Source organism: Kitasatospora sp. NPDC001527 (assembly GCF_040298605.1).
GTDB lineage: Bacteria > Actinomycetota > Actinomycetes > Streptomycetales > Streptomycetaceae > Kitasatospora.
This window is the reverse complement of record NZ_JBEPAM010000002.1, coordinates 39760-64204: the sequence shown is the minus strand read 5'-3', so window position 1 is coordinate 64204 and position 24445 is coordinate 39760. Positions and strand designations below refer to the sequence as shown.

Sequence of the window (24445 nt, the reverse complement as noted above, 5' to 3'; positions counted from 1 at the left end):
CGGGACGGGCCCCGGGCCCCGCCGCAGGCCGGCACGCGGCCACAGGAAGAGAAGAGCGATGGGTACCACTGACAGCACCGCCTCCGCGCCGCTCCGCAGCCCGGAGCAGGGCGTCGACGCGCCCGGCACCCCCGGGCGGCGTCCGTCCGCGGCGTTGCGGTTCCTGCCCGCCGGCGCGGCGTACCTGGTGCTGGTGGCCGTGCTGCTGAAGTCCGGCACCGCGCCGCTCGACGTCGCCAAGTACACCGGCTACGCGGTCTGGGCGGTCGTCCTGCCCGGCACGCTGGTGTTCCGCGCGCTCCGCCGCCGGCCGCACACCCTGGTCGAGGACCTCGCGTTCGGCGCCGTCGTCGGCCTCGTGCTGGAGCTCGCCGCCTGGGCGCTGCTGGTCTCGCTCGGCCTGCAGTCGCTGGCCCTGGCCTGGCCGCTCGCCGTCGTGGTGCCCTTCGCGGCCGTCCCGGCCCTGCGCCGGCACTGGCGCCCGAGCGGTTACCGGATCCCGTCCACGGCCTGGTCCTGGGCGGTCGCCGCGACGGTCGCGTTCACCAGCCTCTACCTGTACGTCGTCGCGCTGCGGACCAACCCGATCGTCCCGGACAGCGAGACCACCCGGCAGTACATCGACCTGCCGTACCTGCTGTCGCTGGCCGGCAACGCCAAGCACCACGTCCCGCTGACCTTCCCGCAGGCGGCGGGCGAGCCGCTGAACTACCACTGGTTCACCTTCGCCCACATGGCGATGACCAGCATGGTCGGCGACATCGACCTGGCCGTGGTCCAGATGCGCCTCATGGTGCCGGCGCTCTCGGCGCTCGCTATGGTCGTCGCCGCCGTCACCGCCTGGCGGCTCACCGCCCGGCCGTGGAGCGGCCCGGTGGCCGCCGCGCTGGTCTTCGCGATCGGCGAGTTCACGGTCAACTACCCGGCGGACGTCAACAGCTGGGTCTTCGGCGCGCTCTCGGTGCCGCTGATGTCCTGGGCCAGCCTCTCGCTCACCTACAGCCTGCCGCTGCTGCTGGCGCTGATCGCCGCGGTGGGGGACCGGCTGCGGGGCGCGGACGCGGACGCGGCCGTCCCGGGCTTCGGCCGCGGCGCCTTCGTCCTGGCCGGGCTGTTCGCCCTGGCCTCCAGCGCGGCCAAGGCCAGCTCGCTGCCGGTGACCCTGGCCGGTCTGGCCTTCGCCGGCGCGGTGGTGCTGCTGGTCGAGCGGCGGATCCCGTGGAACATCGTCGGTCTCGGCGCGGTCCTCGGCGCTGCCCAGGTGTTCACCACCGCGGTGATCTTCCGCTTCGAGAGCTACGGCCTGGAAGTCGTCCCTTTCGGGAACATCAAGGGGTACTGGGCGGACCCGCAGCAGCTGCGCTCGGCCCCGGTCCAGGCCGGGGTGGTGCTGCTGACCGTCGGCGCGTTCGTGCTCAACCACCAGCTGCGGGTGGCCGGCCTGGTGCCGCTGCTGTGGCGCCGCCGGCTGGCCCTGCAGCCGGTGCAGTGGTTCCTGCTCGGCGGCGCGCTGGCCGGTCCGGCGCTCTACTTCGTGGTCAACGGCTTCAACGCGAGCTACTTCACGCTGGCCGGGCTGCCGTTCGGCATCCTCCTGTCGGCCTGGGGCTACGCGGAGAGCGTCGAGCGGGCCCGGCTGTCGCGGCGGGCCGCGATCGCGCTGGCCGCCGGCACGGTGCTCTTCGTCGCCCTGCTGACCTGGGGCATCCAGCGGTACTCGCGGGACTGGGCCGAGTTCGTGCTGCGGAACACCGGCGACCTCACCCAGCCGCGCACCTACGCCGCGCTGCTGCCGGCGGTGGCCGCCGCCGCGGCGCTGGCGGGGATCGCCCTGGTGGGAGGGCTGCTCTGGTGGGCGCTCGGCCGCCGGGCGGTGCCGGGGCTGCGCCGTCGCGGCGGGCTGGTCCTGCTCACCGGCGTGCTGGTGGCCGGCGCGCCGACCCTGCTGCTGGACGGCCTGCAGACCCGTGAGCACGTCTGGGAGAGCGCCTGGCCGATGCCGGCCGGCCAGGTGCAGGCGGCCCGCTGGGTCCGCGAGCACAGCGAGCCGGACGACGTCCTGGCCACCAACACCCACTGCCGGCCCGAGGACGACTACGCCGACCCCAACCGGGGCTGCGGCAACGCGCTCTCGTTCTGGCTCAGCGGCTACTCCGAGCGCTCGGTGCTGGTCGAGGGCTGGGCGTACTCGCCGCGCGTCATGGCCGCCGGCAACGGCGCGTTCTGGGACGAGCCGCTGCTGCGGCTCAACGACGAGGTCTTCCACCAGCCGACCGCGGAGAACGTCGGCCGGCTCCGGGACGAGCACCACGTCCGCTACCTGGTGGCCGACCGCAAGGCCGGGGCCGACACCGCCGAGCTGGGCGCGCTGGCCAGGCCCGTGTACGACAACGGCCGCGTGGCCGTGTTCGAGTTGTCCTGATCGACCTGCCGATGAACGAGCCCAGGGGAGCCAACATGCCGCCGACCGCCGAGCCCACCGTGGCGCCGGAGACCGCCGCCGGCGGACCGGGGGCGACCACCACCGCCAAGCGCCAGATCCCGTCCTTCCTGATCATCGGGGTCCTGAGCACGCTGTTCTACCTGCTGCTCTACGTGGTCGCCCGGCGCTTCGTGGACCCGCAGGCCGCCAACCTGATCGCCCTCGCGGTCAGCGCCGTCGCGAACACCGCCGCCAACCGGCGGTTCACCTTCGGCATCACCGGCTCGGACGGGGCGCTGCGCCACCAGCTCCAGGGCGCCGTGGCCTTCCTCATCGGCCTCGCGCTGAGCGCCGGCGTGCTCGCCCTGCTCGACGTCGCCGTCCCGGACGCCTCCAAGGTGGTCGAGGTGGGCGGCCTGATCGTCGCCAACGGCCTGGCCACCGTCGCCCGGTTCGTGCTGATGAAGATCTGGGTGTTCCGCACCAGGTAGGGATTCACCAGGAGTTCATCCCGCGCGCGCCCCGGCCCGGCGCGGGAACGCGATCGCCCCCGGCCCGCCGAAGCGGACCGGGGGCGATCGCCGTCGGTACGGGGTCAGCCGAGGGCCGGGGTGCGGCGCACCTCGTCCTCCCAGAGGGTGCGCACCGCCTCGCGCAGCTCGCGCCGGGGGGTCCAGCCCAGCGCCTTCGCGATCGCGGTGACGTCCAGCTGCTGCCACTCGGTCTCCGGGCCGGTGCCCTCCGGCGCCGGGACCTCGGTGATCTTCGTCGGGACGCCGCTGACCTCGATCAGCAGCTCGACCAGCTCGCGCGCCGAACTCGCCCGGCCGAGGCCGACGTTGAGCACGGCCGGAGCCTGCGGGGCGGACGGCAGGGCGGCGACGATCGCGTCGACGGTGTCCTGCAGGTCGACGAAGTCCCGCTGGGCGGTGAGCGGCTGCAGGGACAGCTCGGCCTCGGTGCCGGCGGCCCGGGCGGCCGCCAGCTTGCCCGCCATGACGCCGAGCAGGCTGTGCGAGGGCTGGCCGGCGCCGACGACGTTGCCGAGCCGCAGCACGACGGCGTCGAGCCCGTCCCGGCGCACGGCGTCCGCGATCAGCTCGGTGGCCTTGAGCTTGAGCTCCCCGTACGCCATGGACGGGTGGGGCTCGGAGTCCTCGGCGAGGCTGACGCCGATCGGGCACAGGCCGTACTCGTGCACCGTGCCGAGGTGGACCAGGCGCGGGGGAGCGGCCATCGACCGCAGCGCCTCCAGCAGGCCGGTGACCATGCCGACGTTGGCGCCGACCATCTGCTCGTCGGTGAGGCCCCACATGCCGCCGGCCGCGTTGACCACCACGTCGATCCGGTGCTCCTCCAGCAGCGCGGCGAGCGCGGCCGGCGGGTCGTCGGTCAGGTCCAGCCGGGCGAAGTCGCCGGGCAGGGCGTCGGCCGGCTCCTTACGGGCGACGGTGAGCAGGTGGTGGCCCCGCTCGGCGAGGGTGGCGAGGATGGTGCGGCCGATGAAGCCGGTGCCGCCGAGAACGGCGACCCGGGGGAGAGCTGAGCTGGTGGCGGCCATGGCCTCTGGTTCCGGTAGGTCGGGTACGGGACGGTGGGGCGGAGGGTGGCTCAGTAGCGGTCGTTGCCGGCGACGTGCCGCAGCAGGGTCCTGGTGCCCTCGCTGTGCCGGCTCTTGACCGCGCCCGGCACCATGGTGAGCGCGTGGATCCGGGAGGACAGGTGCAGCCGGGAGGCCTTGGCGGCCCGCGGCCAGCCGTGCGCGTCCAGCCGGTCGGCGACGTCCCGGAAGAAGCGGTTGGCCTCCTCGAAGCGGACGCCGGTGAAGGCCTGAGCGGAGGAGATGCTCACCGCGTGCCGGCGGTACTGGAAGATGACCTTGTCGGTGATCATCATCTGCTCGCCGGCCTGGAGCAGGTCGATGACCAGCGCCAGGTCCTGGGTGACCTCCAGGTTGTCCCGGAAGCCGACCGCCTTCACGGCCTCGGTGCGCCAGCAGATGGAGGGGAAGAACAGCCAGTTGCCGCGGAGCAGGCTGGTGGCCAGCTCCTCCCCGCTCATCTGCTTGCGGCCGTTCACCTTGGGAGCGTAGATCCGCTTCTTGGCCTGGTCCACCAGCCCGTCGGTGGGCCTGCCCTCGCCGTCGATGACCTGGACGCCCGGCTGGACCATGCCGATGTCCGGGTTGTCCTTGAGGACGGCGCGGACGTTCTCCACGTAGTCCGGCAGCATGATGTCGTCGGTGCCCATCATGACGAAGTGCTGCTCGCGCACCAGGCCGAGGCACTTGCGGTAGTTGCCGGTGACGCCGAGGTTCTGCTCGTTGCGCTGGTAGGAGACGCGCTCGTCGCCGAGTTCGGCGAACCAGCCCGGGACGTCCGGTTCCTTGCCGTCGTCCACCACGGTGAGCCGCCAGTTCGGGTCGCTCTGGGCCAGGATGCTGCGTACGGCCGCCTGCATGAGGGCGACGTTGCCGTAGTAGGGCAGCATGATGTCAAGAGTTGTCATGAGCGGCGCACCTGGTGTTTTCCGGGTAGGAGGGGACGGCGAGAAGGCTACTGGCCCGCGAGCGAACGCCGGTAGCGCAGGCACTCCTCGTAGTCCGGCAGCAGGCCGGTCTCGATGGCCTCGGCCAGGGTCGGGGCGGCGGCGTCCCGGGCGGACAACTGCGGGGTGCCGGCCGGCCACTCGATCGCCAGGTCGGGGTCCAGCGGGTGCACCGCGTGCTCGCCGGTCGGGTTGTAGGTCTCGGAGCAGACGTAGGAGAGCGTGGCGTCGTCGCTCAGCGCGCAGAAGCCGTGGCCGAGGCCCTCGGAGATGTACACCGAGCGGCGGTCGACGTCGTCGAGCCGGACGAACTCCCAGCGGCCGAAGGTCGGCGAGCCGACCCGCAGGTCGACGACGACGTCCAGCACGGCGCCGCGCACGCAGCTGACGTACTTGGCCTGGCCGGGCGCGACGTCGGCGAAGTGGACGCCCCGGACGACGTCCTTGGCGGACACCGAGAGGTTGCCCTGGGCCATCCGCAGCGGGTGGCCGACCACCTCGGACAGCCGGTCGAAGCGGTACCACTCCATGAACAGGCCGCGCGGGTCGCCGTGCAGCTGCGGGGTGATCTCCCAGGCGCCCTCGATCGAGAGCTCGCGGAACTTCATCGGGCGGCCTCCTCGTCGAGCAGGTTCACCAGGTACTGGCCGTAACCGCTCTTCAGCAGCGGTTCCGCCAGCTCGCGCAGCTGCTCGGACGAGACGAAGCCGGCCCGCCAGGCGGCCTCCTCGACGCAGCCGATCTTGAAGCCCTGGCGCTCCTCGATGACCCGGACGAACTCCGAGGCCTGCACCATCGAGACGAAGGTGCCGGTGTCCAGCCACGCGGTGCCGCGGTCCAGGACGGTCACCTGGAGCTCGCCGCGCTGCAGGTAGGCCTCGTTGACGGCGGTGATCTCCAGCTCGCCGCGGGCGCTCGGGGTGATCGAGCGGGCGATCTCCACCACGCGGTTGTCGTAGAAGTACAGGCCGGGCACCGCGTAGCGGGACTTCGGCCGGACCGGCTTCTCCTCGATGGAGATGACCTGGCCGGACTCGTCGAACTCGACCACGCCGTACGCGGTCGGGTCGGCCACCGGGTACGCGAAGACCATGCCGCCCTTGGGGTCGGTCCGCTGCGCGAGCCGCGTGCCCAGGCCGCTGCCGTGGAAGATGTTGTCGCCGAGGATCAGCGCGACCGGCTCGTCGCCGATGAAGTCGGCGCCCAGCACGAAGGCCTGGGCGATGCCCTCGGGGCGCTCCTGGACGGCGTACTGGAGGTCCAGTCCGAGCTGCGAGCCGTCGCCGAGCAGGCGCTCGAACTGCTCCCTGTCCTGGGGCGTCGTGATGATCAGGATCTCGCGGATGCCCGCCATGATCAGCGTCGAGAGCGGGTAGTAGATCATCGGCTTGTCGAAGACCGGGAGGAGCTGCTTCGAGACTGCCCGGGTGAGGGGCCAGAGGCGGGAACCGGTGCCGCCCGCAAGAAGAATGCCGCGCATGGCGCACACCTTACGTGGCCTGCCGTCCCCGGCCACAACCGCCTTCGGACGCCCACGCATCACCGTCCCGGACCCCGGGAAGAGGGTCTGCGCGCGCGCACTATACTCAGCCGCACTATGCGTATCCTCGTCACCGGCGGCGCCGGATTCATCGGGTCCCAGTTCGTCCGCGCGCTGCTGTCGGCGGATCCCGCGGCGCGCGTCACCGTCTTCGACAAGCTGACCTACTCCGGCGTCGAGGAGAACCTCGCGCCCGTCGCGGACCACCCGGGCTACTCCTTCGTCCGCGGCGACATCTGCGACATCGACGCCGTCGACCAGGCCATGCCGGGCCATGACGCGGTCGTGCACTTCGCGGCCGAGTCGCACGTCGACCGCTCCATCGCCGGCGCCGGCCCGTTCGTGATGACCAACGTCGTCGGCACCCAGGTGCTGCTGGACGCGGCCCGCAAGCACGGCGTCGGCCGCTTCGTGCACGTCTCCACCGACGAGGTCTACGGCTCCATCACCGAGGGCTCCTGGACCGAGGAGTGGCCGCTCGCGCCGAACTCCCCGTACTCCTCCTCGAAGGCCGGCTCGGACCTGCTCGCGCTGGCGTACCACCGCACCCACGGCATGGACGTGGTGGTCACCCGCTGCTCCAACAACTACGGGCCGTACCAGTTCCCCGAGAAGGTCATCCCGCTCTTCACCACCAACCTGATCGACGGCAAGCGCGTCCCGCTGTACGGCGACGGCGGCAACATCCGCGACTGGCTGCACGTCTCGGACCACTGCCGCGGCATCGACCTGGCGCTGCGCAAGGGCCGGGCCGGCCAGGTCTACAACATCGGCGGGGGCGTCGAGCTGACCAACAAGGAGCTCACCGGCCTGCTGCTGGAGGCCGCCGGCCAGGGCTGGGACATGGTCGACCGGGTCGAGGACCGCAAGGGCCACGACCTGCGCTACTCGCTGGACATCAGCAAGATCCGCGAGGAGCTCGGCTACGAGCCGCAGGTCACCTTCGAGGAGGGCCTCGCCTCGACCATCGCCTGGTACCGCGAGAACCGCGCCTGGTGGGAGCCGCTCAAGGTGAGGGCCGCGCAGCAGTCGTGAACCAACAGGGCAGTGCGGCGCCCGCGCGCCGCTCCCCGCTGGCCAAGGTCGTCAGCGCTCTTCCCCCGGGCACCCAGCTGGTGATCGGGGGAACGGTGCTGCTCGGCGCCGCCTCCTACGTCCACCTGATGGCGGCCGGCTACAGCCTCGGCAAGCCGGAGATGGCCCTGGTCTCGCTGCTCTGGACGATCCTCATGTGGGTCGGCCTCGGGCTCTTCTTCCCGGTCGAGCAGGAGCTCACCCGGATCGTCGCCGCCCGCCGGGCCGGCGGCCAGGGCACCGCGCCGGTCGTCCGCCGGATCCTGCTGCTCACCGCCGGGATGCTGGTGGTGCTGGTGGCCGGCATGGCGGTCGCCGCCCGCCCGCTCGCGGACACCTTCTTCGACGGCCACCGCAGCATGGTGGTGGCGCTGGCCGCGGCCTTCGGCGCGATGGCGGTCAGCAACGTCAGCCGCGGCGTGCTGGCCGGCCTCGACCGGTTCGGCGCGTACGGCACCCAGCTCGCGGTGGACGGCGCGCTGCGCATCGCGCTGGCGGTCGGCTGCGCGCTGGCCGGCGTCCGCTCGCCGCTCGCCTTCGCGCTGATCCTCACCGTCGCGCCGCTGGTGGGCGTGGTGGCCACGCTCCGGCCGCTGCTCGCCGGGGTCCAGGCCGGACCGGCGGTCAAGTGGTCCACCCTCACCTCGGGCCTGGCCCCGCTGATCGCCTCCACCCTGCTGTCCCAGGTGGTCGTGAACGTCGCGGTGGTCTCCACCAAGCTGCTCGCGCCGGACGACGCCGCCCTGGTGGCCGGCCTGCTGAACGCCGTCGTCCTCGCCCGGGTGCCGCTGTTCGTCTTCGGCTCGCTCCAGGCCTCGCTGCTGGCCGGGCTGTCCACCGCGGCGGCGGCCGGCGACCGGGCCGGATTCTCCAAGCTGCTCGCGCGCACCTGCGGTGTGGTCACCGTGCTCGGCGTGGCGGGCGGCATCCCCGCGACCCTGCTCGGGCCGTGGCTGATCCAGGTGCTCTTCAAGGCCGACGACGTGCTCGGCTCGCTGGACTTCCTCTGGATGTCGGCCGGCACGCTGTGCTACATGCTCGCCATGGTGCTCGGCCAGGCGCTGCTCGTCCTGCACCGCCACCGTCTCCAACTGCTCGGCTGGGCGGTGGGAACCGTTGCCCTGATCGTCACCACCCTGCTGCCCGGACCGATCGCGACCCGGGTCTGCCTCGCCTACACTATGGGTTCGCTGGCCGCGGTCTGCTGCATGCTCGCCGCACTGTGGCTGACCTTCCTGCGGCGGTCGCCCGGCGCGCCGGCCGACCAGGGCGGCCCGGTCCGCCCCTCGCTCGTGGATTCGGTATGACCGTCAAGGCGCAGCTCCCCACCATCATCCGATCCCGCCGCGATCCGCGGCTGCACGACGCGGCATGGAGTCACGATGTCCGACTATGACGATGTGTGGCTGGTCATCCCCGCCTACAACGAGGGAACCGTCATCGCCGATGTGATCGAGAACGCGCGCAAGACGTTCCCCAACATCGTCGTGATCGACGACGGCTCGACCGACAACTCGGCCGAGACCATCATGACCACCGGCGCGCACCTCGTGCAGCACCCGGTCAACCTCGGCCAGGGCGCCGCGCTGCAGACCGGTTTCAACTACGCGCTCAAGCAGCCGGGCGCCAAGTACTTCGCCACCTTCGACGCGGACGGCCAGCACCAGACGCACGACGTCGAGAAGATGGTCGCCCTGCTCCGGGCCGACGAGGCCGACGTGGTCCTCGGCTCCCGCTTCATCGAGCAGACCGGCGAGGTGCCGTGGATCAAGCGCGTGGTCCTGCGGACCGCGGCGACGATCAGTCCCACCGCGCGCAAGCTCAACCTGACGGACTCGCACAACGGCCTGCGGGTGATCAACCGCAAGGCCGCGTCCGCGCTTCGCATCACCATGAACGGCATGGCTCACGCCTCCGAGATCGTGGCCACGCTGGCCTCCTCGGACCTGCGCGTCATGGAGGTCCCGGTGGACATCCTGTACACCGAGTACTCCCGCTCCAAGGGCCAGTCGTTGATCAACGGCGTCAACATCCTCTTCGACATCTCGCTCAGGGAGCGTGGCCGCAAGTGAAGTACCTCTGGATCCAGCTGCTCCTCATGGCCGGCACGGGCGTGCTCGTGTACGCCTTCATCCGCCGCTGGGACGCCGCGCACACCCGTGCGTGGAAGCGGATGGCGTTCTTCGCCTTCGTGATCGCCAACGTGTACGCCGTCCTCCGGCCGCAGGACGTCACCTGGATCGCCAACAAGCTGGGCGTCGGGCGCGGCACCGACCTGGTGCTCTACCTGCTCGTGGTGGCGATGGCCTTCATGACGCTGAACACCTTCATGCGCTTCCGCTCGTTGGAGAAGAAGCTCACCGACCTGGCCCGCACCGTCGCCGTCAACGACGGCCAGCGGGTCAACAAGGAGCGCTTCGCCGAGGACGACGCCGTCCTCCCGGTCGGCTCCGAGCGGTAGTCCGCACCCCGCGGGGCGCACCCGTACAACCCGTCCGACGGAAAAGGGACTGAGATGACGAACCTGGCCGCCGGAACGGTCAGTACCGAGAGTCCGGAGCTCGAACCCGCCGGCGCGGCCGCCCCGGTCGCTCCGGCGGGGGAGGCCAGGCCCGGCCTGCTGACCCGGCGCTGGGCCCAGATCACCGCCGAGGTCGTGGTCAGCGTCGTCGCGGCCCTCGGTTTCACGCTGCTCTGCAGCCGGATCGACGTCAACCCGCTGAACCGGATCGGCCAGGTCAGCGGGCTGGCGAAGATCCAGCAGTACGTCGCGATCGTCGGCCTGCCGCTGCTCGCGGTGCTGCTGTTCACCGCCTACCGGGGCACCCTGCGCCGGCACCGGCTCACCCAGCGGCTGGTCTGCGCCGCGCTGGCCGGCCTGTCGACCGGCGTGATCGCCGGCGGTGTCGTGGTCGCCCTCAACGGGACCCCCTGGCCGCTCGGCGGCCAGGAGGGCGACCCGAGCGTCCTGGTCCACATGGCCACCGGGATGCTGGACGACAAGGGCCTGCCCGGGGTCTACCCGCCCGGCTTCCCGGCGCTGATCGCGCTCTGGGCGAAGATCCGCTACCACGGGGTCGGCGGTGAGGGCTTCGCCCTGCACGACCTGCAGATCCTCTTCAGCGCGCTGGTCGGGCCGATGAGCTACCTGGCCTGGCGGCTGCTGCTGCGGCCGTTCTGGGCGCTGCTGATCGCGCTGCCGGCCGCGGTGGTCTTCCTGGACCCGATCCGCCCGTACAGCCACGTCGTGATGATCATGCTGGTGCCGCTGCTGACCGCGGTGCTGCGCGAGGTCCGCCGGGCCGGCGAGATGTCGACCCGCACGGCGCTGCTGCGCGGTCTGGGCTTCGGCGTGGTCTTCGGCCTGCTGTTCCTCTGGTACTCCGGCTGGTACCTGTGGTCGGCTCCCGGCATCGCCGTGCTGACGCTCTTCGTCTTCCCCTGGCGCGGGGGGCGCACGGCCGTGCGCAACGGGCTCGCGCTGATCGGCACCACCGTGGTGAGCGCCGGGATCGTCGGCTCGCCGCTGCTCTACCAGCTGGCCACGATCGGGGCGGACGTCCCGGACCGGTACGGCTACATCATGGTCTACACCGACCCGACCTACATCATGGGCTGGATGTCCGACCGGGTCGGCCAGACCACCTACCACAACTACCCGGTCTCGGGCGAGCTGGCCGGCCAGAGCGGCTTCGCCGTGCTGCTGATCGTCGGCGTCGGGCTCGGCCTCGGGCTGGGGCTGCGCAGCCTCGCGGTGCGCACGGCCGCCGCCGTGCTGGCCGGCGCCTGGCTGATGCGGTTCACCTTCGCCGGGAAGATGGCGCAGACCGGGACCGTCGCGCTGTACCCCCGGACCACCTGGATCATCCTGTACTGCCTGATGATCCTCGCCGTGCTGGGCCTGATGGCCGCCTACCACCGCGGCAGCGGCTGGCTGGAGCGGGTGCTGCGCAAGGACGACGCGCCGGCCGGTTCGTCGGTGCTCTCCGGCCGGATGCTGCGCCAGTTCGCCGCGGGCCTGGTCTGCGCCCTCGCGCTGTTCGGCACCATGGGCGCCTCCTGGTCGGTCAACCGGTACATGCCGGAGGACGAGAAGGCCGGGACGATGGGGCTCGACGCCTGGCGCGCGCACACCATCAAGAAGGCCGACGGCAGCTGCCCGCGGTACGCGCCCGTCTCGACCTGCGCGGACATCATCATCAAGGACTGGACCCCGGACAAGGACGACAAGAAGTTCGTCTGGTGCGCCGGCGTCCCGACCGAGGACTGGAAGGCGGTCTGCGGCCGCCGCGCTCCCTGGGACAACGGCCCGGCCAAGTAGCCGGGAGCAGCCCGCGCGAGCGCGTCGGGGCCGGTGAGGTGCGCCTCACCGGCCCCGATTGGCTTTCCGGCTCACGCCTGTGGCAGTATGTCCAAGTTGCTCGGTTGAGTGCCGATGCTGCGCGCCTCCCGCCGGGAGGACCGGAAGCGAGTCCCACGTACTCGTCGTTCCCGTGATGGCCGTCAAGCGTGAGTGTTACGCCACGGCAGCTGCGGGGCGAAAGTACGGGAATCTTCCGGGAAGCGTGTGCGGGGCCTCGGCCCGGTTCCCCCCTCCCCGAAAGTTCGAAACCGACGATTTGATCGCCGGTTTTTTGCAAGCGCGAGTGCGACACGCCCGAGCGCGGGGGTCGGCGGGGGTCGTGCAGTGACTAAGACAGAAGGACTACAAAGTAGCCATGGCGGGACAGAAGATCCGCATCCGGCTCAAGGCCTACGACCACGAGGTCATCGACTCCTCGGCGAAGAAGATCGTCGAGACGGTGATCCGTACTGGTGCGCAGGTCGCGGGCCCGGTGCCGCTGCCCACTGAGAAGAACGTGTACTGCGTCATCCGCTCGCCGCACAAGTACAAGGACTCGCGCGAGCACTTCGAGATGCGTACTCACAAGCGTCTGATCGACATCCTCGACCCCACGCCGAAGACGGTTGACTCGCTCATGCGTCTCGACCTGCCGGCGGGCGTCGACATCGAGATCAAGCTCTGAGAGGCGCACCGAAGATGGCTAAGCAGATTAAGGGCATCCTGGGCGAGAAGCTCGGCATGACCCAGGTCTGGGACGAGAACAACCGGGTCGTCCCGGTGACCGTCGTCAAGGCTGGGCCGAATGTCGTGACCCAGGTCCACACCGCCGACAGCTCGGCCGGCTACGACGCCGTCCAGCTCGGTTTCGGCGAGATCGACCCCCGCAAGGTGAACAAGCCCCTCGCGGGCCACTTCGCCAAGGCCGGCGTCACCCCGCGCCGCCACCTGGTCGAGATCCGTACCTCGGACGCGTCCGAGTACACCCTGGGCCAGGAGCTCACCGCCGAGGTGTTCGAGGCGGGTGTCAAGGTCGACGTGACCGGCACCTCCAAGGGCAAGGGCTTCGCCGGTGTCATGAAGCGCCACAACTTCCGTGGTCTCGGCGCCGGTCACGGCACCCAGCGCAAGCACCGCTCGCCCGGTTCCATCGGTGGCTGCGCCACCCCGGGCCGCGTGTTCAAGGGCCTGCGCATGGCGGGTCGGATGGGCCACGAGCGTGTGACCACCCAGAACCTGACCGTTCACGCGGTCGACGCGGAGAAGGGTCTGCTCCTCATCAAGGGCGCGATCCCGGGCCCGAACGGCGGCCTCGTCCTCGTCCGCACCGCGGCGAAGGGGCTGTGAGGAAATGACCACCATTGACATCCTGTCGCCGGCTGGCGACAAGACCGGCAGCCTTGAGCTCCCGGCCGAGATCTTCGACGCGAAGGTCAGCGTTCCGCTGATGCACCAGGTCGTCGTGGCGCAGCTCGCTGCGGCCCGTCAGGGCACCCACAAGACCAAGACGCGTGGCGAGGTCCGCGGTGGCGGCAAGAAGCCGTACCGCCAGAAGGGCACCGGCCGCGCCCGTCAGGGCTCGACCCGCGCGCCGCAGTTCGCCGGCGGTGGCGTCGTGCACGGTCCCGTGCCGCGCGACTACTCGCAGCGGACCCCGAAGAAGATGATCGCCGCCGCCCTGCGCGGTGCGCTCACCGACCGGGCCCGCCACAACCGCATTCACGTCATCACCGACGTGACCGCGACCGAGGCGCCGTCGACCAAGGCCGCCAAGAGCCTGTTCGGCAAGATCACCGAGCGCAAGAACGTCCTCCTGGTCGTCGAGCGTGCGGACGAGCTGGGCCTGAAGTCCGCTCGCAACCTGCCGAACGTCCACATCCTGGACGCCGGTCAGCTGAACACCTACGACGTGCTCGTCTCCGACGATGTGGTCTTCACCCAGGCCGCCTTCGAGCGTTTCGTGGCCGGTCCGGCCGCGTCCGCCAAGGCCGTTGCCGCTGAGGGCGAGCTCGAAGGGAGCGCCGCCTGATGAGCGACGTTACGAGCAAGACGTTCACGGACCCCCGTGACGTCCTGGTGAAGCCGGTTATCTCCGAGAAGAGCTACAGCCTTCTCGACGAGAACAAGTACACGTTCATCGTGTCGCCGGGCGCCAACAAGACCCAGATCAAGCAGGCCGTCGAGGCCGTCTTCTCGGTCAAGGTCGAGGCTGTCAACACGATCAACCGTCAGGGCAAGCGCAAGCGCTCCAAGACGGGCTTTGGCAAGCGCAAGGACACCAAGCGCGCCATCGTGACGCTGGCCGAGGGCAACCGCATCGACATCTTCGGTGGTCCGACCTCCTGACGGAGGCCGTGATCGTCGATCAAGACGAGGACGAAAATGGGTATCCGCAAGTACAAGCCGACTACGCCGGGCCGTCGTGGCTCGAGCGTGGCCGACTTCGTCGAAATCACGCGGTCCACGCCGGAGAAGTCGCTGGTTCGCCCGCTGCACAGCAAGGGCGGCCGTAACAACGCCGGTCGTGTCACCGCTCGCCACCAGGGTGGCGGTCACAAGCGCGCCTACCGTGTGATCGACTTCCGTCGTCACGACAAGGACGGCGTGCCGGCCAAGGTCGCGCACATCGAGTACGACCCGAACCGCACCGCGCGCATCGCGCTCCTGCACTACGCGGACGGCGAGAAGCGCTACATCATCGCGCCGCGCGGCATCGCGCAGGGTGACCGGATCGAGAACGGCGCTGGCGCCGACATCAAGCCGGGCAACAACCTGCCGCTGCGCAACATCCCGGTCGGTACCACCATCCACGCGGTGGAGCTGCGTCCCGGTGGCGGTGCCAAGCTGGCCCGCTCGGCCGGTTCCGGCATCCAGCTGCTGGCGCGTGAGGGCAAGATGGCGCACCTGCGCATGCCCTCCGGTGAGATCCGCCTGGTCGACGCGCGCTGCCGTGCGACCGTCGGCGAGGTCGGCAACGCCGAGCAGTCGAACATCAACTGGGGCAAGGCCGGCCGTATGCGCTGGAAGGGCGTCCGCCCGACCGTGCGTGGTGTCGCCATGAACCCGATCGACCACCCGCACGGTGGTGGTGAGGGTAAGACCTCCGGTGGTCGCCACCCGGTCTCGCCGTGGGGTAAGCCCGAGGGCCGTACCCGTCGCCCGAACAAGGCGTCGGACAAGCTCATCGTGCGCCGCCGCAAGACCAACAAGAAGCGCTAGGAGCAGGTCAGATGCCGCGCAGTCTTAAGAAGGGCCCCTTCATCGACGGCCACCTCATCAAGAAGGTGGACGCGCAGAACGAGGCCGGCACGCAGAACGTCATCAAGACCTGGTCCCGCCGCTCCGTGATCTCCCCGAGCATGCTCGGCCACACGATCGCGGTTCACGATGGTCGCAAGCACGTCCCGGTGTTCGTCACCGAGTCGATGGTCGGCCACAAGCTGGGCGAGTTCGCTCCGACCCGCACTTTCCGCGGCCACGTCAAGGACGACCGCAAGTCGAAGCGTCGCTAGTCGCCTGAGCTTCACCGCCAGATCGACTCAATGACTTACTCCATTAAGGGGACAACCATGGAAGCCAGGGCACAGGCGCGGTACATCCGCGTGACGCCCATGAAGGCCCGCCGCGTGGTGGACCTCATCCGCGGCCTGCCGGCCACGGAGGCCCAGGCGGTCCTGCGTTTCGCTCCGCAGGCCGCCACCGTGCCGGTCGGCAAGGTGCTCGACAGCGCCATCGCCAACGCCGCGCACAACTACAACCACTCCAACGTGGACGACCTCTACATCTCCGAGGCGTACGTTGACGAGGGCCCGACCCTGAAGCGGTTCCGTCCGCGTGCCCAGGGCCGTGCCTACCGGATCCGCAAGCGGACCAGCCACATCACCGTGGTCGTCAGCAGCAAGGAAGGGACCCGGTAATGGGCCAGAAGGTTAACCCGCACGGGTTCCGCCTCGGCATCAGCACGGACTTCAAGTCCCGCTGGTACGCCGACAAGCTGTACAAGGACTACGTCAAGGAAGACGTTGCCATTCGTCGCATGATGACGAAGGGCATGGAGCGCGCCGGCATCTCCAAGGTCGAGATCGAGCGCACCCGCGACCGCGTCCGCGTCGACATCCACACCGCTCGCCCCGGCATCGTCATCGGCCGCCGTGGCACCGAGGCCGACCGCATCCGCGGCGACCTCGAGAAGCTGACCGGCAAGCAGGTCCAGCTGAACATCCTCGAGGTCAAGAACCCCGAGCTGGACGCCCAGCTCGTGGCTCAGGGCGTCGCGGAGCAGCTGTCCTCCCGCGTCTCCTTCCGCCGTGCCATGCGCAAGTCGATGCAGGGCACCATGAAGTCCGGCGCCAAGGGCATCAAGGTCCAGTGCTCCGGTCGTCTCGGCGGCGCCGAGATGAGCCGTTCGGAGTTCTACCGCGAGGGCCGTGTGCCGCTGCACACCCTGCGCGCGAACGTCGACTACGGCTTCTTCGAGGCCAAGACCACCTTCGGCCGCATCGGCGTGAAGGTCTGGATCTACAAGGGCGACGTCAAGAACATCGCCGAGGTCCGCGCTGAGAACGCCGCTGCCCGCTCGGGCAACCGCCCGGCCCGTCCCGAGGGTGGTCGTCCCGCCCGCGGTGGCGAGCGCCGTGGTGGCGAGCGCGGTGGCCGTGGCCGTCGTCCCGCCGCCGCCGAGGCCCCCGCGGCCCCGGCCGTCGAGGCTCCGGCTGCCGAGAACACCGGAACGGAGGCCTGACCGCAATGCTGATCCCCCGTCGGGTCAAGCACCGCAAGCAGCACCACCCGAAGCGCCGTGGCGCTGCCAAGGGTGGCACCGAGCTGGCGTTCGGCCAGTTCGGCATCCAGGCCGTGACCCCGGCCTACGTGACGAACCGTCAGATCGAGTCCGCTCGTATCGCGATCACCCGTCACATCCGCCGTGGCGGCAAGGTCTGGATCAACATCTACCCGGACCGTCCGCTGACCAAGAAGCCGGCCGAGACCCGCATGGGTTCCGGTAAGGGTTCGCCGGAGTGGTGGATCGCGAACGTGCACCCGGGTCGGGTCATGTTCGAGCTGTCGTACCCGAACGAGAAGGTCGCTCGTGAGGCGCTCACCCGCGCCGCCCACAAGCTGCCGATGAAGTGCCGGATCGTCCGGCGCGAGGACGGTGAGAGCTGATGTCGGCCGCTACCAAGGCTGCTGACCTCCGCCAGCTGGACAACGAGGGTCTCGTTGCCAAGCTGCGCGAGGCCAAGGAGGAGCTGTTCAACCTCCGCTTCCAGGCGGCGACCGGGCAGCTCGACAACCACGGACGGCTCAAGCTCGTCCGTAAGGACATCGCGCGGATCTACACCCTGATGCGCGAGCGCGAGCTGGGCATCGAGACGGTGGAGAGCGCCTGATGACTGAGAACACCAACGAGACGCGCGGTTTCCGCAAGACCCGTGAGGGTCTCGTCGTCAGCGACAAGATGGACAAGACCGTCGTCGTCGCCGTCGAGGACCGCGTCAAGCACGCTCTGTACGGCAAGGTCATCCGCCGTACGAACAAGCTGAAGGCGCACGACGAGCAGAACGCGTGCGGTGTCGGCGACCGTGTCCTCCTCATGGAGACCCGGCCGCTGTCCGCGACGAAGCGCTGGCGCGTCGTCGAGATCCTCGAGAAGGCCAAGTAACGAAGCCGATGAGGTACGGCCGTATGTGCAGCGGGCCCCGCGCGGGCGCCGGTGTGAGCAGCGGCCGGCCCGTCGACTCTCGTTGACGATCAGGAGAACGTTGTGATCCAGCAGGAGTCGCGACTGCGTGTTGCCGACAACACTGGTGCCAAGGAGATCCTTTGCATCCGTGTTCTCGGTGGCTCCGGTCGCCGCTACGCCGGCATCGGGGACGTCATCGTCGCGACCGTCAAGGACGCGATCCCCGGTGGTTCGGTGAAGAAGGGTGACGTCGTCAAGTGCGTCGTCGTCCGCACCGTGAAGGAGCGCCGTCGTCCGGACGGTTCCTACATCCGGTTCGACGAGAACGCCGCCGTCGTCCTCAAGAACACCGAGGGTGACCCCCGCGGTACCCGCATCTTCGGCCCGGTGGGCCGCGAGCTGCGCGACAAGAAGTTCATGAAGATCATCTCGCTGGCGCCGGAGGTGCTCTAACCCATGGCGAACAGCATGAAGATCAAGAAGGGTGACCTGGTTCAGGTCATCACCGGCAAGGACAAGGGCAAGCAGGGCAAGGTCATCCAGGCCCTGCCGGCCGAGAACAAGGTCCTGGTCGAGGGTGTGAACCGGGTCAAGAAGCACACCAAGCCGGGTCCGGGCACTCAGGGTGGCATCGTCACCGTCGAGGCCCCGGTGCACGTCTCCAACGTCCAGCTGGTCGTGGAGAAGGACGGCAAGAAGGTCGTCACCCGCGTTGGCTACCGCTTCGACGACGAGGGCAACAAGATCCGCGTTGCCAAGCGAACCGGTGAGGACATCTGATGTCTGAGACGTCTGTTGAGAAGGTGGCCCCCCGCCTCAAGGAGAAGTACAACTCCGAGGTCAAGGGCCAGCTGCAGGAGCAGTTCTCGTACGAGAACGTCATGCTGACGCCGGGCCTGGTCAAGGTCGTCGTCAACATGGGTGTCGGCGAGGCCGCCCGTGACAGCAAGCTGATCGAGGGCGCGATCCGCGACCTGACCGCCATCACGGGTCAGAAGCCGGCCGTGACCAAGGCTCGTAAGTCCATCGCGCAGTTCAAGCTGCGCGAGGGCCAGCCGATCGGCACCCACGTCACCCTCCGTGGTGACCGCATGTGGGAGTTCCTGGACCGTCTGGTGTCGCTGGCCCTGCCGCGTATCCGTGACTTCCGTGGCCTCTCCCCGAAGCAGTTCGACGGCCGTGGCAACTACACCTTCGGTCTGACCGAGCAGGTTATGTTCCACGAGATCGACCAGGACAAGGTCGACCGTCAGCGCGGTATGGACATCACCGTCGTGACCACCGCTCAGACCGACGACGAGGGCCGGGCGCTCCTGCGCGCCCTGGGCTTCCCGTTCAAGGAGGCGTGAGCCAATGGCGAAGAAGTCCCTCATCGCGAAGTCCGAGCGCAAGCCGAAGTTCGGCGTCCGGGCCTACACCCGGTGCCAGCGCTGCGGCCGTCCGCACTCGGTGTACCGCAAGTTCGGCCTGTGCCGTGTCTGCCTCCGTGAGATGGCGCACCGCGGCGAGCTGCCGGGCGTGACCAAGAGCTCCTGGTAATCCAGCAGCCCTAGGCACACCAGCGACACAGAGGTGCCCGATCCCACACCGCTCATTTTTGGGCTGCCGTACGGAATCCCGTAAGGTTGTGGGGTCGGGCCCCCTGTCACGGCGTCTCCATGGGCGACCGTGGCCTTCCCCCCGGGGGAGGGCTCGCATCCCAGTCTTACTACGTCGCAGGTCCCCTGCGCTTGTGCCCCTGTCGGACTCCTCGGAGTGCGGCAGGGGGACCTGGTGCGGAGAAACCACGGCGAGAGAGGCCTGAGGCCATCATGACCATGACCGACCCCATCGCAGACATGCTCACGCGTCTGCGTAACGCGAACTCGGCGTACCACGACTCCGTGGCGATGCCGGCCAGCAAGATCAAGGCGCACGTCGCCGAGATCCTGCAGCAGGAGGGTTACATCTCCTCCTACAAGGTTGAGGAGCCCGTTGAGGGCGAGGTCGGCAAGAAGCTGACCATCGAGCTCAAGTTCGGCCCCAACCGTGAGCGCTCCATCGCCGGCATCAAGCGCATCAGCAAGCCGGGTCTGCGCGTTTACGCAAAGTCCACCAACCTGCCGAAGGTGCTCGGCGGCCTGGGCGTGGCGATCATCTCCACGTCCTCGGGTCTCCTCACTGACAAGCAGGCCGCCAAGAAGGGCGTAGGCGGAGAAGTTCTCGCCTACGTCTGGTAATTCGGGAAAGGGAGGTACAGCAATGTCGCGCATTGGACGGCTGCCCATCCAGGTTCCCGCTGGTGTGGACGTCACCATCGATGGCCAGGCGGTCTCGGTGAAGGGCCCGAAGGGCTCGCTCACCCACTTCGTCGCCGAGCCGATCGAGATCGGCAAGGGCGAGGACGGCACCGTTGTCGTCACCCGCCCGAACGACGAGCGTCGCTCGAAGGCCCTGCACGGCCTGACCCGCACGCTGGTGGCGAACATGATCACCGGCGTGACCGCGGGCTACCGCAAGTCGCTGGAGATCAGCGGTGTCGGCTACCGCGTCGCGGCGAAGGGCTCCGACATGGAGTTCTCGCTCGGCTACAGCCACCCCATCCTGGTCACCGCGCCGGAGGGCATCTCCTTCGTCGTCGAGTCCCCCACCAAGTTCCACGTGGACGGCATCGACAAGCAGAAGGTCGGCGAGATCGCCGCGAACATCCGCAAGCTGCGCAAGCCCGACCCGTACAAGGCCAAGGGCGTCAAGTACGCGGGCGAGGTCATCCGCCGCAAGGTCGGAAAGAGTGGTAAGTAAGCGATGAGCGTCTCTGTCAAGATCGGCAAGGGCAACGCCTACAAGAGCGCCGCTCGCAAGCGCCGCGCGATCCGCGTTCGCAAGCGCATCGTCGGCACCGAGGTGCGTCCGCGTCTCGTCGTGACGCGCTCGAACCGCCACATGGTCGCCCAGGTCATCGACGACGCCAAGGGTCACACCCTGGCGTCGGCGTCCACCCTCGACGTGTCCATCAAGGGCACCGAGGGCGACAAGACCGAGCTGGCCAAGAAGGTCGGAAGCCTGGTCGCCGAGCGCGCCAAGGCCGCCGGCATCGAGTCGGTCGTCTTCGACCGCGCGGGCAACCGGTACGCCGGCCGCATCGCCGCCCTGGCGGACGCGGCCCGTGAGGCCGGGCTCGACTTCTAAGCCGCTCGTCGACTCTGTCGGCGGACGTAATCGAGAGAGGTAATTCCAATGGCTGGACCCCAGCGCCGCGGTAGCGGCGCCGGCGGCGGCACCGGTGGCGAGCGGCGCGACCGTAAGCGCGACGACCGGGGCAACGCCCCCGCCGTCGAGAAGACCGCTTACGTCGAGCGCGTCGTCGCGATCAACCGCGTCGCCAAGGTTGTCAAGGGTGGTCGTCGCTTCTCCTTCACCGCGCTGGTCGTGGTGGGCGATGGCGAGGGCACCGTGGGTGTCGGTTACGGGAAGGCGAAGGAGGTTCCGGCCGCCATCGCCAAGGGCGTTGAGGAGGCCAAGAAGAACTTCTTCAAGGTTCCCCGTATCCAGGGCACCATCGCTCACCCCGTCCAGGGTGAGAAGGCCGCCGGCGTCGTGCTGCTGAAGCCCGCCGCCCCCGGTACCGGTGTTATCGCCGGTGGTCCGGTGCGCGCCGTCCTGGAGTGCGCCGGCGTTCACGACATCCTGTCGAAGTCGCTCGGCTCGGACAACGCGATCAACATCGTGCACGCCACCGTTGCCGCGCTCAAGCAGATCCAGCGTCCCGAGGAGGTCGCGGCCCGCCGTGGCCTGCCGCTCGAGGACGTGGCTCCGGCTGGTCTGCTGCGTGCCCGTGCCGCTGCCGGGGTGAGCGCCTGATGGCTCGCCTGAAGATCACGCAGACCAAGTCGTACATCGGCAGCAAGCAGAACCACCGCGACACCCTGCGCTCGCTTGGCCTCAAGCGGATGCACGACGTCGTGGTGAAGGAGGACCGTCCCGAGATCCGCGGGATGGCCCACACGGTCCGTCACCTGGTGACGGTTGAGGAGGTGGACTGATCATGGGCGACAACCCGATCAAGATCCACAACCTGCGTCCCGCCCCGGGTGCCAAGACCGACAAGATCCGTGTGGGTCGTGGTGAGGGCTCCAAGGGTAAGACCGCCGGTCGTGGTACCAAGGGCACCAAGGCCCGCTACCAGGTTCCGCAGCGCTTCGAGGGTGGCCAGATGCCGCTCCACATGCGTCTGCCGAAGCTGAAGGGCTTCAAGAACCCGTTCAAGATCACGTTCCAGGTTGTCAACCTCGACAAGCTGGCCGAGCTCTACCCGCAGGGTGGCGAGGTCACCGTCGAGGACCTGGTCGCCAAGGGCGCGGTTCGCAAGAACTCCCTCGTCAAGGTGCTCGGCACCGGCGAGATCTCGGTTGCCCTGCAGGTGACGGTCGACGCCGTCTCCGGCTCGGCCGCCGAGAAGATCACCGCCGCCGGCGGTACCGTCACCGAGCTCGTCTGAGCCCGCTGACCCGAGCGAGCCCCGCGTCTCCCGTTCCGGGAGGCGCGGGGCTCGCGTCGTTTCCCGGTGTTTCCGTGCGCGGACGGCCGGAATGCGGTGGCGGGGCTCTCGTTCTTTTGTGTGGCAAATCCGGGCATCCCGTACCCCGTGAGTGGGGGAGCGGCCGTACGCGCTTCTTTCGAGTGGCCGTGCACTGTTAGAGTCCGTGGAGTTCCCTTGTAGGCTGCGCGTAGGCTCGCCTGTGCCGTCTGTACGGGAGCCCGAACCGCAAACTCCCCATTCAGGACCGACCCTCCCGCCGACGACGCGCGGGAGGCGCAGGAGGCACCGTGCTCAGTGCGTTCGCGCGGGCGTTCCAGACGCCCGACCTGCGCAAGAAGCTGCTGTTCACGCTGGGCATCATGGTGCTGTTCCGGCTGGGCTCGCACGTTCCCGTACCAGGGGTCGACTTCGAGGCGGTTCACGCCTGCATCAAGGAGACCAAGAACAACGGCCTGTTCGGGCTGGTGAATCTGTTCTCCGGTGGCGCACTGCTCCAGCTGACGATCTTCGCCCTCGGCATCATGCCGTACATCACGGCGAGCATCATCCTCCAGCTCCTCACCGTCGTGATCCCACGACTCGAGGCGCTGAAGAAGGAGGGCCAGGCCGGCCAGGCGAAGATCACCCAGTACACCCGGTACCTGACCATCGCGCTGGCGGTGCTCCAGGGCACCGGCATCGTGGCGACCGCGTCCAGCGGCGCCCTGTTCTCGGGCTGTGTCTACGCGAACCAGATCGTGCCGGACACCGGCGTCTTCCGGATCGCGGTCATGGTCCTGACCATGACCGCCGGCACCACGGTGATCATGTGGCTCGGCGAGCTCATCACCGACCGCGGCATCGGCAACGGCATGTCGCTGCTGATCTTCACGTCGATCGCGGCGCAGTTCCCCACCTCGATGTGGGCGATCAAGCAGTCCGGCACCATCGGCGGCGGCTGGGTCGAGTTCCTCTCGGTCATCGCGATCGGCGTCATCGTTGTGATGCTGGTCATCTTCGTCGAGCAGGCCCAGCGCCGGATCCCGGTCCAGTACGCGAAGCGGATGATCGGGCGCCGGGCGTTCGGCGGGACGTCGACCTACATCCCGCTCAAGGTGAACCAGGCCGGTGTCATCCCGGTCATCTTCGCCTCGTCGCTGCTGTACATCCCGGCTCTCGTGGTCCAGCTGACCAACAGCCAGGCAGGCTGGGCGGTGTGGATCAACCAGCACTTCGTGCGCGGTGACCACCCGATCTACATGGCCACCTATTTCCTGCTGATCGTCTTCTTCGCCTTCTTCTACGTCGCCATCTCCTTCAACCCCGAAGAAGTTGCCGACAACATGAAGAAGTATGGTGGGTTCATCCCGGGTATCCGGGCCGGCCGCCCGACGGCCGAGTACCTGAACTACGTGCTCACCCGAATCACGTGGCCGGGTTCGCTCTACCTGGGCCTGATCGCGTTGATCCCGATGATCGCCCTGGTCGCCTTCGGACAGCAGACCAACTTCCCGTTCGGCGGCACCAGCGTGCTCATCGTCGTCGGCGTCGGACTCGAAACTGTGAAGCAGATCGAGAGCCAGCTCCAGCAGCGCAATTACGAAGGGTTCCTCCGCTGATGCGTATCGTCCTCGTCGGACCCCCCGGGGCCGGGAAGGGTACTCAGGCGCACCTGCTCGCCAAGACCCTGTCCATCCCCCACATCTCCACCGGCGACCTGTTCCGCGCCAACATCGGTCAGGGCACCCCGCTGGGTGTCGAGGCCAAGAGCTACATGGACGCGGGCCGCCTGGTGCCCGACGAGGTCACGATCGGGATGGCCAAGGACCGCATGCTCCAGGAGGACGCCGCCCACGGCTTCCTGCTGGACGGCTTCCCGCGGAACCTGGGCCAGGCCAAGGCACTGGACGAGTTCCTCGCCGAGCAGGGCATCAAGCTCGACGGCGTGCTCGACCTGGAGGTCCCCGAGGACGAGGTCGTGCGCCGGATCGCCGGCCGCCGGCTGTGCCGCAACGACGGCGGCCACGTCTTCCACGTGGACTACAACGCGCCGAAGACCGAGGGCGTCTGCGACGAGTGCGGCGGCGAGCTGTACCAGCGCTCGGACGACACCGAGGAGGCCGTGCGCACCCGGCTGGAGGTCTACCACACGGAGACCGAGCCGATCATCGACTACTACCGCCAGCAGGGCCTGATCGCCACGATCCCGGCCCTCGGCAAGGTCGACGAGGTCACCCGGCGCGCGATCGAGGCGCTGAAGCAGGACAGCTGATTTCTTAGCGACGTCCGTACGGCCGCGCTGCCCGCTCCAGGGCAGCGCGGCCGTACGGCGTCGTACG

At 69.1% G+C, this 24445-nt stretch carries 34 protein-coding genes; 30 read left to right on the top strand and 4 right to left on the bottom strand.

Going from position 1 to position 24445, the window contains the following annotated elements:
- Positions 1–58 precede the first annotated feature (58 nt).
- A complete protein-coding gene (locus ABT238_RS02075) occupies positions 59–2422 on the top strand; it encodes a hypothetical protein (protein ID WP_350755260.1) in 2364 nt (787 codons plus the stop codon).
- 11 nt (positions 2423–2433) lie between these two features.
- Complete coding sequence (locus ABT238_RS02070) at positions 2434–2913, top strand: GtrA family protein (RefSeq protein WP_350561894.1); 480 nt, start codon at positions 2434–2436, stop codon at positions 2911–2913.
- A gap of 104 nt (positions 2914–3017) precedes the next feature.
- On the opposite strand, the gene ABT238_RS02065 is transcribed toward ABT238_RS02070, so the two are convergent.
- The 4 genes from ABT238_RS02065 to rfbA are packed head-to-tail and all read right to left on the bottom strand — an operon-like array spanning position 3018 to position 6449.
- On the bottom strand, positions 3018–3983 hold the full coding sequence (locus tag ABT238_RS02065) for an NAD-dependent epimerase/dehydratase family protein (protein WP_350561896.1): 966 nt from the start codon (positions 3981–3983) through the stop codon (positions 3018–3020).
- A gap of 50 nt (positions 3984–4033) precedes the next feature.
- On the bottom strand, positions 4034–4930 hold the full coding sequence (locus tag ABT238_RS02060) for a glycosyltransferase family 2 protein (RefSeq protein ID WP_350561898.1): 897 nt from the start codon (positions 4928–4930) through the stop codon (positions 4034–4036).
- A gap of 47 nt (positions 4931–4977) precedes the next feature.
- Complete coding sequence (locus tag ABT238_RS02055; RefSeq protein WP_350561900.1) at positions 4978–5577, bottom strand: dTDP-4-dehydrorhamnose 3,5-epimerase family protein; 600 nt, start codon at positions 5575–5577, stop codon at positions 4978–4980.
- Complete coding sequence (rfbA, locus tag ABT238_RS02050) at positions 5574–6449, bottom strand: glucose-1-phosphate thymidylyltransferase RfbA (protein WP_350561902.1); 876 nt, start codon at positions 6447–6449, stop codon at positions 5574–5576. The genes ABT238_RS02055 and rfbA overlap by 4 nt, the downstream gene beginning before the upstream one ends.
- Before the next feature lie 117 nt (positions 6450–6566).
- On the opposite strand from rfbA, the gene rfbB reads away from it, so the two are divergent.
- The 28 genes from rfbB to ABT238_RS01910 all read left to right on the top strand — a co-directional run bounded on the left by rfbB (position 6567) and on the right by ABT238_RS01910 (position 24378).
- Positions 6567–7544, top strand: coding sequence for a dTDP-glucose 4,6-dehydratase (rfbB, locus tag ABT238_RS02045; RefSeq protein WP_350561904.1), 978 nt, complete (start codon positions 6567–6569; stop codon positions 7542–7544).
- On the top strand, positions 7541–8890 hold the full coding sequence (locus ABT238_RS02040) for a lipopolysaccharide biosynthesis protein (protein ID WP_350561906.1): 1350 nt from the start codon (positions 7541–7543) through the stop codon (positions 8888–8890). The genes rfbB and ABT238_RS02040 overlap by 4 nt, the downstream gene beginning before the upstream one ends.
- 75 nt (positions 8891–8965) lie before the next feature.
- On the top strand, positions 8966–9655 hold the full coding sequence (locus ABT238_RS02035; protein WP_350561908.1) for a glycosyltransferase family 2 protein: 690 nt from the start codon (positions 8966–8968) through the stop codon (positions 9653–9655).
- Complete coding sequence (locus tag ABT238_RS02030; RefSeq protein WP_350561910.1) at positions 9652–10044, top strand: DUF2304 domain-containing protein; 393 nt, start codon at positions 9652–9654, stop codon at positions 10042–10044. Before ABT238_RS02035 ends, ABT238_RS02030 begins: the two co-directional genes overlap by 4 nt.
- Positions 10045–10098: 54 nt before the next feature.
- Positions 10099–11904 (top strand): hypothetical protein, encoded by a 1806-nt coding sequence (locus ABT238_RS02025; RefSeq protein ID WP_350561912.1) that lies wholly within the window; start codon positions 10099–10101, stop codon positions 11902–11904.
- A gap of 397 nt (positions 11905–12301) precedes the next feature.
- Complete coding sequence (gene rpsJ / locus ABT238_RS02020) at positions 12302–12610, top strand: 30S ribosomal protein S10 (protein WP_012785157.1); 309 nt, start codon at positions 12302–12304, stop codon at positions 12608–12610.
- 14 nt (positions 12611–12624) lie between these two features.
- The gene (rplC, locus tag ABT238_RS02015) at positions 12625–13272 is read left to right on the top strand and encodes a 50S ribosomal protein L3 (protein WP_350561914.1); all 648 of its coding nucleotides are present in this window, start codon (positions 12625–12627) and stop codon (positions 13270–13272) included.
- Positions 13273–13276: 4 nt separating this feature from the next.
- Positions 13277–13954, top strand: a complete 678-nt coding sequence (rplD, locus tag ABT238_RS02010) for a 50S ribosomal protein L4 (RefSeq protein ID WP_350561916.1) — start codon at positions 13277–13279, stop codon at positions 13952–13954.
- Positions 13954–14271, top strand: coding sequence for a 50S ribosomal protein L23 (gene rplW, locus ABT238_RS02005; RefSeq protein ID WP_030300381.1), 318 nt, complete (start codon positions 13954–13956; stop codon positions 14269–14271). The genes rplD and rplW overlap by 1 nt, the downstream gene beginning before the upstream one ends.
- A gap of 36 nt (positions 14272–14307) precedes the next feature.
- On the top strand, positions 14308–15144 hold the full coding sequence (gene rplB / locus ABT238_RS02000) for a 50S ribosomal protein L2 (RefSeq protein WP_030232466.1): 837 nt from the start codon (positions 14308–14310) through the stop codon (positions 15142–15144).
- Positions 15145–15155: 11 nt separating this feature from the next.
- Positions 15156–15437: a 30S ribosomal protein S19 gene (gene rpsS / locus ABT238_RS01995; RefSeq protein ID WP_035848164.1), complete on the top strand. Its 282-nt coding sequence runs from the start codon at positions 15156–15158 to the stop codon at positions 15435–15437.
- A 57-nt stretch (positions 15438–15494) separates the two neighbouring features.
- Positions 15495–15842, top strand: a complete 348-nt coding sequence (gene rplV, locus ABT238_RS01990; RefSeq protein WP_095874452.1) for a 50S ribosomal protein L22 — start codon at positions 15495–15497, stop codon at positions 15840–15842.
- Positions 15842–16666 carry a 30S ribosomal protein S3 gene (gene rpsC / locus ABT238_RS01985; protein ID WP_097237487.1) on the top strand — a complete coding sequence of 275 codons (825 nt, stop codon included), beginning with the start codon at positions 15842–15844 and terminating at the stop codon, positions 16664–16666. The genes rplV and rpsC overlap by 1 nt, the downstream gene beginning before the upstream one ends.
- Before the next feature lie 5 nt (positions 16667–16671).
- Positions 16672–17091: a 50S ribosomal protein L16 gene (gene rplP / locus ABT238_RS01980; protein WP_030232476.1), complete on the top strand. Its 420-nt coding sequence runs from the start codon at positions 16672–16674 to the stop codon at positions 17089–17091.
- Entirely contained in the window at positions 17091–17315 is a 225-nt protein-coding gene (gene rpmC, locus ABT238_RS01975; RefSeq protein ID WP_350561919.1) for a 50S ribosomal protein L29, read from the top strand. Before rplP ends, rpmC begins: the two co-directional genes overlap by 1 nt.
- A complete protein-coding gene (gene rpsQ / locus ABT238_RS01970) occupies positions 17315–17587 on the top strand; it encodes a 30S ribosomal protein S17 (protein ID WP_014136278.1) in 273 nt (90 codons plus the stop codon). Before rpmC ends, rpsQ begins: the two co-directional genes overlap by 1 nt.
- A gap of 102 nt (positions 17588–17689) precedes the next feature.
- Positions 17690–18061, top strand: coding sequence for a 50S ribosomal protein L14 (rplN, locus tag ABT238_RS01965; RefSeq protein ID WP_030232481.1), 372 nt, complete (start codon positions 17690–17692; stop codon positions 18059–18061).
- Positions 18062–18076: 15 nt separating this feature from the next.
- Entirely contained in the window at positions 18077–18388 is a 312-nt protein-coding gene (gene rplX, locus ABT238_RS01960; protein ID WP_100892787.1) for a 50S ribosomal protein L24, read from the top strand.
- On the top strand, positions 18388–18957 hold the full coding sequence (rplE, locus tag ABT238_RS01955; RefSeq protein ID WP_350561921.1) for a 50S ribosomal protein L5: 570 nt from the start codon (positions 18388–18390) through the stop codon (positions 18955–18957). The genes rplX and rplE overlap by 1 nt, the downstream gene beginning before the upstream one ends.
- Positions 18958–18961: 4 nt before the next feature.
- Positions 18962–19147 carry a type Z 30S ribosomal protein S14 gene (locus tag ABT238_RS01950; RefSeq protein ID WP_030055830.1) on the top strand — a complete coding sequence of 62 codons (186 nt, stop codon included), beginning with the start codon at positions 18962–18964 and terminating at the stop codon, positions 19145–19147.
- 272 nt (positions 19148–19419) lie between these two features.
- Positions 19420–19827 (top strand): 30S ribosomal protein S8, encoded by a 408-nt coding sequence (rpsH, locus tag ABT238_RS01945; RefSeq protein ID WP_030055831.1) that lies wholly within the window; start codon positions 19420–19422, stop codon positions 19825–19827.
- A 22-nt stretch (positions 19828–19849) separates the two neighbouring features.
- On the top strand, positions 19850–20389 hold the full coding sequence (rplF, locus tag ABT238_RS01940; protein WP_350561923.1) for a 50S ribosomal protein L6: 540 nt from the start codon (positions 19850–19852) through the stop codon (positions 20387–20389).
- Positions 20390–20392: 3 nt separating this feature from the next.
- Positions 20393–20776 (top strand): 50S ribosomal protein L18, encoded by a 384-nt coding sequence (gene rplR, locus ABT238_RS01935; protein WP_350561925.1) that lies wholly within the window; start codon positions 20393–20395, stop codon positions 20774–20776.
- A gap of 48 nt (positions 20777–20824) precedes the next feature.
- Complete coding sequence (rpsE, locus tag ABT238_RS01930) at positions 20825–21448, top strand: 30S ribosomal protein S5 (RefSeq protein ID WP_350542294.1); 624 nt, start codon at positions 20825–20827, stop codon at positions 21446–21448.
- Positions 21448–21630 (top strand): 50S ribosomal protein L30, encoded by a 183-nt coding sequence (gene rpmD, locus ABT238_RS01925; protein WP_030055835.1) that lies wholly within the window; start codon positions 21448–21450, stop codon positions 21628–21630. The genes rpsE and rpmD overlap by 1 nt, the downstream gene beginning before the upstream one ends.
- Positions 21631–21632: 2 nt before the next feature.
- Positions 21633–22085 (top strand): 50S ribosomal protein L15, encoded by a 453-nt coding sequence (rplO, locus tag ABT238_RS01920; RefSeq protein ID WP_255752515.1) that lies wholly within the window; start codon positions 21633–21635, stop codon positions 22083–22085.
- Positions 22086–22414: 329 nt separating this feature from the next.
- Positions 22415–23725: a preprotein translocase subunit SecY gene (gene secY, locus ABT238_RS01915; RefSeq protein ID WP_350561927.1), complete on the top strand. Its 1311-nt coding sequence runs from the start codon at positions 22415–22417 to the stop codon at positions 23723–23725.
- Positions 23725–24378 carry an adenylate kinase gene (locus tag ABT238_RS01910; protein ID WP_350561929.1) on the top strand — a complete coding sequence of 218 codons (654 nt, stop codon included), beginning with the start codon at positions 23725–23727 and terminating at the stop codon, positions 24376–24378. The genes secY and ABT238_RS01910 overlap by 1 nt, the downstream gene beginning before the upstream one ends.
- Positions 24379–24445: the final 67 nt, after the last annotated feature.